This window comes from Quisquiliibacterium sp. (assembly GCF_982640115.1).
In genome coordinates this window covers 21,729-30,805 of the sequence record NZ_CEXFHW010000024.1, presented here as the reverse complement: position 1 = coordinate 30,805, position 9,077 = coordinate 21,729, and the positions used below count along the sequence as shown (strand labels likewise).

Here is a 9,077-nt window from a genome sequence, read left to right as displayed (position 1 = left end):
ACGACGATGTCGTTGCCGGTCACGGTGCTGTCGAACTCCTCGACGGTGAGGTCCTGGACGGTCATGGCGGTCTCCGCTGGATGGGGCCCGGGCGCGCTCAGGCGCGTTCGGGCAGGGGCAGGTCGAGGGTGGTGGTGCGGCGCAGCTCGCGCCGGTGGGTGCGGTCGTCGAAGGGCCGGGCGCGATGCATGGTGGTCCGGTTGTCCCAGATGACCAGGTCGCGCGGCTGCCACTCGTGCCGGTAGATGAACTCGGTGCGCGTGGCGTGCTCGATCAGGTCGCGCAGCAGCAGCCGGCCCTCGGGCAGCGGCCAGTCGACGATGCGCGCCGCGTGCGAGGCGAGGTAGAGGGAGCGGCGCCCGGTGGCTGGCAGGGTGCGCACCAGTGGATGGATGGCCCCGGGCAGACGGGCTCGCTCGGCGTCGTCGAACTCGAAGCCAAGCACCTCGCGCGAGTAGACGATGGAGTGATGCACGCGCAGGCCTTCGAGGCTGGTGCGGGTGTCCTCGGGCAGCGCATCGTAGGCCGCCCGCATGTCGGCGAACTCGGTGTCGGCGCGCACGGGCGGCAGCACCCGCGCCGAGAGCATGGAGTAGCGGCCCGGCGGGTCGACGAAGGAGGCGTCGGTGTGCCAGAGGCGATTGCTGATGCCCGACATGCGCCGGCGGTCGTTGCCCGGCAGGATGCGGCCATCAGCGCCGACATTGGAGATGTCGGTGAGCGCCTCGTTGCCGAAGCGGTTCTTCGCGAGCACCGCGGCCGAGGTCTGGGCGTGCAGGGTGCCGTCGAAGCGCTGCGCGAACGCGAGCTGCTCGGCATCGTTGAAGGGCTGGTCGCGGAAGACCAGCACCGCATACCGGTCCATGCCGGCACGCAGCTGCTCGAGCGTGTCCCGGTCATGGACCTGGCGCAGATCGATCGGGCTGACCTCGGCCGCGAAGTGGGTGGCGAGCTGGCGGAATCGGACGGTCATGGCGTGCCCCTGATGGGATCGGCCCATTCTGGCCGGCTGGCCTGGCGTGTCAAACCGGCGGCGCGGATTCCGGGTCGCGTTCGAGCGCGAGCAGTTCGTCGACCCGCTGGCGGCGGCGGATGAGCCGAGTCTGGTCGCCATCGACCAGCACCTCGGCGGCCAACGGCCGGGTGTTGTAGTTGCTGGACATCGAGGCGCCGTAGGCGCCGGCGTCCTCGAACACCAGCAGGTCGCCCACCGCCGGCAGCGGCAGCTCGCGACTGAGCACCGTGCCGCCCTCGCCCTGGGTGAAGACATCGCCCGACTCGCACAGCGGTCCGGCCACCACGGCGGGCCGCATCGGGCCGGCGGCCGCGCCGCCCATGGGCAGCACGCCGATGCCGTGATGGCTGCCGTACATGGCCGGGCGCATCAGGTCGTTGAAGCCGGCGTCGGCCAGCACGAAGAAGTTGCTGCCCATGCCCTTGACCGCGCGCACCTCGGCGAGCAGCACCCCGCACTCGGCCACCAGGAAGCGGCCGGGCTCGATCTCGAGGTGCACCGGCGCGCCCTGGCGCTGCGCGATCTGGCGCCGGGCGGCATCCCAGAGCCCGAAGTAGTGGGCGGTGTCGATGCGCGCATCGCCGGCGCGGTAGGGGATGGACAGGCCGCCGCCCGCCGAGATGGCCGGCACCGCCCGGCCCAGCCGCGCGGTGAGATCGACCATGGCCTGGCAGACCTGCTGCAGGTGGGTGTAGTCGACCCCCGAGCCGATGTGCATGTGCAGGCCATCGAGCACCAGGCCGTGGCGGTCGATGGCCGCCAGGGCCAGCGGCAGGTCGGTGTGCCAGATGCCGTGCTTGCTGTGCTCGCCGCCGGTGTTGGTCTTGTTGCTGTGGCCGTGGCCGAAGCCGGGGTTGATGCGCAGCCAGACGCGGTGGCCGGGCGAGCGCGCACCAAGCTGCTCGAGCATGTCCACCGAACCGGCATTCACCGGGATGCGATCGGCCACCACGGCCTCCAGCGTGGCGCGGTCGAGCACATCGGCGGTGAAGACCAGATCGGCATGGCCGCCGTGCGCGGGGCCGGCACCGAAACCCGCGGCACGGGCCCGGGCGATCTCGCCGAGCGAGACCGCGTCCACCGACACGCCCTGCTCGCGCATGAGGCGCAGCAGGTGGGTGTTGGAGTTGGCCTTCTGCGCGTAGCGCACGGTGTCGAAGGCGCCGAGTTCGGCGATGCGGGCGCGGATGGTGGCCGCGTCGTAGACCCACAGCGGCGTGCCGTGGCGCTGCGCCAGCGTGCGCAGCAGGTCAGGGGCGAAGGGATTCATGCCCGAATCTTGCCCCAAACCGGCGGTATCCTCGCGGCTGTCGCCGCGTCAGGCACCAGGAGATTGCCATGCCCACCCATCCCAATCCCTATCGGCAGGGGCTCGATCGCAATGCCGCCAACCATGTGCCGCTCACGCCCACCAGCCTGGTGCGCTGGGCCGCCGATGTCTACCCGGACCGCTGCGCGGTGATCCACGGCAGCCTGCGGCGCACCTGGCGCGAGACCTGGGAGCGCTCCCGCCGGCTGGCCAGCGCGCTGGCCGCGCGCGACATCGGCGAGGGCGACACGGTGGCGGTGATGCTGCCCAATATCCCCGAGATGCTCGAGGCCCACTACGGTGTGCCGATCACCCGCGCGGTGCTCAACAGCATCAACACCCGCCTTGATGCCTCGATGGTGGCCTTCATCCTGCGCCACTCCGACTCCAAGGTGCTGATCACCGATCGCGAGTTCAGCGCCACCGCGCGCGCCGCGCTCGAGGAGCTGGCCGCTTCCGGCGCGCCGCTGCCCTTCGTGATCGATGTCGACGACAGCCAGTACGACGGCCCGGGCGAGCGCATCGGCCAGATCGACTACGAGACCTTCATCGCCGGCGGCGACCCGGCCGGCGTGTGCCTGTACCCCGAGGACGAGTGGGACGCGATCGGCCTGAACTACACCTCGGGCACCACCGGCAACCCCAAGGGCGTGGTGGTGCATCACCGCGGCGCCTACCTGAACGCGGTGGCCAATGTGGTCGACTGGAACCTGCCGCGGCATCCGGTCTATCTCTGGACCCTGCCGATGTTCCACTGCAACGGCTGGTGCTTTCCCTGGACCCTGCCGGCGGTGGCGGGCACCCAGGTCTGCCTGCGCAAGGTGGAGGCGGCGACCATCTTCGCGCTGATCCGCGAGCACCGGGTGAGCCACTACTGCGGCGCGCCGATCGTGCACAGCACCCTGATCAGCGCCCCGGCCGCCCTGCGCGCCGGCATCGACTGGCCGGTGAAGTGCATGGTGGCGGGCGCCGCGCCGCCGGCGGCCATGATCGAGGGCATGGAGCGCATGGGCTGGGAGGTCACCCATGTGTACGGCCTCACCGAGGTCTACGGCCCGGCGGCGGTGTGTGCGCATCACGACGAGTGGGCCGCGCTGTCGCTGGCCGACCGGGTCGACCGCAACGGCCGTCAGGGTGTGCGTCACCCGCTGCAGGAGGGCCTGACGGTGATGGATGCAGCCACCATGACCGAGGTGCCGCGCGACGGCGAGACCATGGGCGAGGTGATGTTCCGGGGCAATGTCGTGATGAAGGGCTACCTGAAGAACCCCGGCGCCACCGGGGACGCCTTCCGCGATGGCTGGTTCCACACCGGCGATCTCGGCGTGCTGCACCCCGACGGCTATGTGAAGCTGAAGGATCGGGCCAAGGACATCATCATCTCGGGGGGCGAGAACATCAGCTCCATCGAGGTGGAAGACGCGCTCTACAAGCACCCGGCGGTGCTGGCCTGCGCGGTGGTGGCGCGGCCCGACGAGAAGTGGGGCGAGACCCCCCTGGCCTTCGTGGAGCTGCGCCCCGAGAGTCAGCCCGAAAGTCCCGAGGCGGCCTCAGCGCTGGCCGAGGCGCTGATCGCCCACTGCCGTCAGCACCTGGCGCGCTTCAAGTGCCCGCGCGAGGTCCGCTTCGAGGTGGTGCCCAAGACCAGCACCGGCAAGATCCAGAAGCATGTGCTCCGAGCCAAGGTGGGCTCGGCCGGCGCGATCGGTTAGCGGGTGCTGGCCGCCAGCCGCTGCTGCAGCGCACAGGCGGCGTCGTAGAGCGGATCCATGCGGCGGGCCAGGGCCTGCAGGGCGTGGTCGGGCTGGCCAAGCACCACATCGCCGAACTCGCAGGCCAGCAGCATCTCGGCCGAGGCCTGCAGTTGCTCGAGGTGGCACTCGATGGCGGCACGGGCCAGGCCGAGCATGCCGGCCTGCGCCGGCCCGGTGAACAGGGCGTCGGCACCGCGGCTGGCCAGGAAGCCGCGCAGGCTTCGGATGAGCGCACGGGTGGCGTCGATTTCAGCGCCGATGGGCGCGGGGGTGGCGGTGGCCTCGGCCTGGGCGAGCACCCGCCCGCCGCCGATGGCCAGCAGGGCCTCGTAGCTCTCCAGGGCGTCGGTCAGCAGCTGGGTGTCGTCGCGCTTGGGTGTGCTGGACGGCGGCGCGCTGGTGCGGGACGGCGGCGTGGCCGCACCCCGGGCAAATCTCGGGTCTTCCTTGCCGGCGCGGGACGCATTGCTGACCATGGGGGACTGGGCTCCGGGGAGGGGCTGGAGGGGCCGGGCCGGCAAGCTGCCGACCACTGGGGGATATGCCACGAATGCACCTCGCCGGCGACCCCTGTTTCGCGACCGGATTCTATCAGCGGCTGAACGGTCGGGTCAGTCCGTTTCGGCCACCATCAGCGCCAGCAGCGCCTCGCCGTAGCGGGCGAGTTTGGTGGCACCGATGCCCGGCACACCGGCCAGCGCCGCCTCGTCGGCGGGGCGCTCGGCGGCCAGACGCGCCAGGGTGCTGTCATGCAGGATCACATAGGCCGGCAGGGACTGCTGTTGAGCCTGCTCACGGCGCCACTGCTTCAGGCGCTCGAGCAGCCGCTGGTCGGCAGGCGACAGCTCGGGCAGGGCGGCCCCGCTGCCGGTGGCAGCGCCCCGCCGGCGGCCACCGCGTCCGCGGGCCGTCGGGGTGGTGGCCTGGCGCAGCGCCACCGACTGCTCCCCGCGCAGCACCGGTCGCGCCGCTTCGGTGAGCTGCAGCGCGCCATGGGCCTCGTGGGCCACCCGCAGCAGGCCCTGCGCCACCAGCTGGCGAAACAGGCTGCGCCAGGCGGTCTCGTCGAGTTCGGTGCCGATGCCCCAGACGCTCAGCGTGTCGTGGTTCCAGCGACGGGCGCGCTCGCTGTCCTTGCCACGCAGCACATCGATCAGGTGGACCACGCCGAAGCGCTGCCCGGTACGGAACACGCAGGACAGCGCCTTGCGCGCGGCTTCGGTGGCGTCCAGGGTGAGCGGCGGATTCAGGCAGTTGTCGCAGTTGCCGCAGGCCTCGCTGTCCTGGCCGAAGTAGGCGAGCAGCCGCACCCGCCGGCAACCGGCGGTCTCGCACAGGCCGAGCATGGCGTCGAGCTTGGCGGTGCTCACCCGCTTGTGGAGATCGTCGGCCTCCGACTCCTCGATCAGGCGGCGCTGCTGCACCACATCGGCCAGGCCGTAGGCCATCCAGGCATCGGCGGGCTCGCCATCACGGCCGGCGCGGCCGGTCTCCTGGTAGTAGCCCTCGACGCTGCGCGGCAGGTCGAGGTGCGCCACGAAGCGCACATCGGGCTTGTCGATGCCCATGCCGAAGGCGATGGTGGCCACCACCACCACGCCGTCCTCCTGCTGGAAGCGGGACTGGTGGGCGGCGCGCTCGGCCTGCTCCATGCCGGCGTGGTAGGGCAGGGCCTTGACGCCGTGGGCGGCCAGCCACTGCGCGGTCTCGTCGACCTTGCGCCGGCTCAGGCAGTAGACGATGCCGCACTCGCCTTCATGCTCGTCGCGGATGAAGCGCAGCAGCTGGGCGCGGGCATCGTCCTTGTCGACGATGGCGTAGCGGATATTGGGCCGGTCGAAGCTGGAGATGAAGACTCGGGCCTGGTCCAGGCCCAGTCGCTCGCGGATCTCCTCGCGGGTCTGCGGGTCGGCGGTGGCGGTGAGGGCGATGCGCGGCACCGCCGGGAAGCGCACCTGCAGCACCGAGAGCTGCAGGTATTCCGGCCGGAAGTCGTGGCCCCACTGCGAGACGCAGTGCGCTTCGTCGATGGCGAAGAGGGCGATGCCCGGGCCCTGGGCGAGCCGCGCGAGCAGGCCCAGGAAGCCCTCGGTGACCAGGCGCTCGGGGGCCACATAGAGCAGGTCGACCTCGCCGGCGAGCAGCGCCTGCTCCACCGCGCGCGCCTGGCGCGCGTCGAGGCTGGAGTTGAGGTACTCGGCGCGCACGCCGTTCAGGCGCAGGGCCTGGACCTGGTCCTGCATGAGAGCGATCAGCGGCGAGACCACGATGCCGGTGCCCGGCCGCAGCAGGGCCGGCACCTGATAGCAGAGGGACTTGCCTCCGCCGGTGGGCATGAGCACCAGGCAGTCGCCGCCGCCGGCCACATGGCGGACGATCTCGTCTTGCGGCGCCCGGAAGCCCCGATGCCCGAAGACCCGCCGCAGCAGGGCCTCGGCGGCGTCGGTGGGAGCGGTGATCGGGGGCGGAGCCATGGGCGCGAGGTTACCCGAAGGCGGGAGTTCCCCCGCCCCTGCTTGACCGGGGTCAATGCGCGGCCCGGGAGCGCCGGCATGCTCTCGAGGGTGGCCGTGCCGGCCGCGTTCGCGCAACCCGTCCGTTCGACCGATTTCCGAGGTGGCCCATGACCGAAACCCTGGCTTCCGCCGCCATGGCGCTGAGCTTGCTCTCGTCGGCCTTCCCCACGCCGCTGCCGCCGGCAGGCCTCGCCCTGCTCGCGGTGCTGCTGGGCAGCGCGGCGGTGTGTGAGTGGCGCGGCCGCCGCCTGCCCGACGCGGTTCAACTGGCCGGCCTGCTCGGCGCCTTCGGCCTGGCCTGCCTGCGCGGCGGTCTGCCGGCGGGCCTGGACGGCCTGCTGGGGGCGGCTGCGGGCATGGCCCTCATGGTGCCGGCCCTGGCCCTGGCGCTGGCCAGCGTGGAGCAGAGCCGGCTGATGGCCGCGATCGGTCTGGTGGCCGGCCCCGAGCAGGTGCCTGCGCTGTTCGGCCTCGGGCTGGCCGTGGGGCTGCTGGCGATGCTTCCCGCCCTGGCCGCCATGCTGTCACGGGCCTGGCGCCCGGGGATCGCGGGCGGCGGCGTGGCCGATCTGCACGGCGCGGATGCCGGGGCGGGCGGCGCTGATCGGCCGCGCCTGCCCTGGGCGCTTGCCCTGGCCGCCGCCACCCTGCTCTGGTCGGGGATCGGCATCTGAGTCTGCCAGGGCAGCGGTTACCGAACCCGGCGACGCCCGGGCGCATTGACCCGGCCTCGCGCGGCTTCCGATAATCGGTCGACCTTCCGGAGGAGACCGCCATGGCCCAGAGCCTGCGCATCGAACCGCTCGACGCCACCTTCGGCGCCGTGGTCAGCGGGCTGTCGCTGGCCGCGCTCACCGACGCGCAGTGGCAGGCAGTCCACGAGGCGTGGCTGCGCTACGCCCTGCTGATCTTCCCCGACCAGCATCTCGGCCGCGAGCAGCAGATCGCGCTTGGCCGTCGCTTCGGGCCGCTGGAGTTCGACATCGCCGCGATCAGCAATGTCCGCAAGGACGGCAGCGTGCGACCCGAGGCCGGCAATGACGATGTCATCAAGGTGCTCAAGGGCAACATGGGCTGGCATGCCGACAGCACCTACATGCCGGTGCAGGCCAAGGGCGCGGTGTTCACCGCCGAGGTGGTGCCGGCGCAGGGCGGCGACACCGGCTTTGCCGACATGCGCGCCGCCTGGGACGCGCTCGATCCCGCCATGCAGGCCCGGCTCGAGGGGCTCTCGGCCCTCCACTCGCTGCACCACAGCCAGGCCCGGATCGGCCATGCGCATCGCGAGAACAGCGAGTACAGCGGCTACGGTTTCCATGATGGCCCGGTGCCGCGTCGCCCGCTGGTGAAAGTGCATCCCGAGACCGGCCGCAAGTCGCTGCTGATCGGGCGCCATGCCCACGCCATTCCCGGGCTCCCGGCGGCCGAGTCGGAGCAACTGCTCGACGAGCTCGTCAGCTTCGCCTGCCAGCCGCCCCGGGTCTACCACCACCGGTGGACCGTGGGCGACGCCATCATCTGGGACAACCGTTGTCTGCTGCACCGGGCCACGCCCTGGGACATGACCCAGCCGCGGGTGATGTGGCACACCCGGCTGGCCGGCGATCCGGTGAGCGAGGCCGCGCTCGCGGCGGCCTGAGCCCGCGGCGGCGGGCGCCGCGCGGGTCTTTCGGACCGCGCCGGCCTTCGGGCGCTCGGGGCCTGGCTCAGGCCACCAGGCAGGTCACCCCGTAGAGCGAGAAGCCGCGCTCGTCGGTGGGCAGCCCGGCGCGTCGGGCCGCAGCCAGCATGGCCGCCGGGTCGGCGACATCGAGCACCAGATTGGCCAGAATCTCCCGCGAGCCGGCCGGCGCGTCGATGAATCGGATGCCGGAGTGATCGAGCCGGATCTCGCGGCCGTCGGCCGACAGCGGGCGATCGATGATGCGCGACCAGTGCGCCGCGATGCCGGCGGCGTCGGGGCTGGCCACTTCGATGCCCTTCAGGGACCGGGTGACATCGGTGCGCACATGGCGCTGCCAGTCGGGTCCGGCGGGGTGGTAGGCGCCCATCAGGGTCTCGCCGCCCTCGCTGCGGTCGAACTCCAGCATGGTGGCGCGGCAGTCCTTGGGATGCAGCTGGTTGCCCAGGAAGCCGTGATGATTGAGCGGCGCGGCGATGCGGATGCCCAGGGATTCGGCCAGGGCGCGCCGGCGTTCGGGATCGTGGCAGTCGAAGATCGCCATGTAGCCGCCCTTGCCGCCGGTGGACTCGAGGAAGCGTCCGGCGGTGGTGCCCGCCCGGGTGGGGCTCACCACCTCGAGGAAGTCGGTGCCGATCGGAAAGAGCGCGTTGACCAGCCCGTACTTGGCGACATTCGGGTCGCGGTAGCACAGGTTCACGCCGAGCACGCTCTGGATGTCGGCGGCGGCGCGCTCGAGGTCGGCGGCCACCAGGCAGATCTGACGCAGGCGCAGGTAGGCGGACATGGGTTCTCCGGTGCG

At 71.8% G+C, this 9,077-nt stretch carries 8 protein-coding genes; 3 read left to right on the top strand and 5 right to left on the bottom strand.

Going from position 1 to position 9,077, the window contains the following annotated elements:
- Positions 1-97: 97 nt before the first annotated feature.
- Both AC2H6A_RS04850 and lysA read right to left on the bottom strand, forming a co-directional pair.
- Positions 98-973 (bottom strand): TauD/TfdA dioxygenase family protein, encoded by an 876-nt coding sequence (locus AC2H6A_RS04850; RefSeq protein ID WP_484272012.1) that lies wholly within the window; start codon positions 971-973, stop codon positions 98-100.
- Positions 974-1,022: 49 nt separating this feature from the next.
- Positions 1,023-2,285: a diaminopimelate decarboxylase gene (lysA, locus tag AC2H6A_RS04845; protein ID WP_484272011.1), complete on the bottom strand. Its 1,263-nt coding sequence runs from the start codon at positions 2,283-2,285 to the stop codon at positions 1,023-1,025.
- A gap of 68 nt (positions 2,286-2,353) precedes the next feature.
- Here lysA and AC2H6A_RS04840 point away from each other — a divergent pair, with 68 nt between their 5' ends.
- Positions 2,354-4,036: an acyl-CoA synthetase gene (locus AC2H6A_RS04840; RefSeq protein WP_484272010.1), complete on the top strand. Its 1,683-nt coding sequence runs from the start codon at positions 2,354-2,356 to the stop codon at positions 4,034-4,036.
- Here the strand turns inward: AC2H6A_RS04840 and AC2H6A_RS04835 are convergent.
- Together AC2H6A_RS04835 and recQ are read right to left on the bottom strand one after the other, a co-directional pair.
- Positions 4,033-4,554: a hypothetical protein gene (locus AC2H6A_RS04835; RefSeq protein ID WP_484272009.1), complete on the bottom strand. Its 522-nt coding sequence runs from the start codon at positions 4,552-4,554 to the stop codon at positions 4,033-4,035. The genes AC2H6A_RS04840 and AC2H6A_RS04835 overlap by 4 nt on opposite strands.
- Positions 4,555-4,689: 135 nt before the next feature.
- A complete protein-coding gene (gene recQ / locus AC2H6A_RS04830; RefSeq protein WP_484272008.1) occupies positions 4,690-6,552 on the bottom strand; it encodes a DNA helicase RecQ in 1,863 nt (620 codons plus the stop codon).
- Positions 6,553-6,701: 149 nt separating this feature from the next.
- Between recQ and AC2H6A_RS04825 the strand changes: the two genes are divergently transcribed.
- The gene (locus tag AC2H6A_RS04825) at positions 6,702-7,268 is read left to right on the top strand and encodes a hypothetical protein (protein WP_484272007.1); all 567 of its coding nucleotides are present in this window, start codon (positions 6,702-6,704) and stop codon (positions 7,266-7,268) included.
- Positions 7,269-7,369: 101 nt separating this feature from the next.
- Complete coding sequence (locus AC2H6A_RS04820) at positions 7,370-8,233, top strand: TauD/TfdA dioxygenase family protein (protein WP_484272006.1); 864 nt, start codon at positions 7,370-7,372, stop codon at positions 8,231-8,233.
- A gap of 67 nt (positions 8,234-8,300) precedes the next feature.
- Here AC2H6A_RS04820 and AC2H6A_RS04815 read toward each other — a convergent pair whose 3' ends face one another.
- A complete protein-coding gene (locus tag AC2H6A_RS04815; protein ID WP_484272005.1) occupies positions 8,301-9,062 on the bottom strand; it encodes a VOC family protein in 762 nt (253 codons plus the stop codon).
- Positions 9,063-9,077 lie beyond the last annotated feature (15 nt).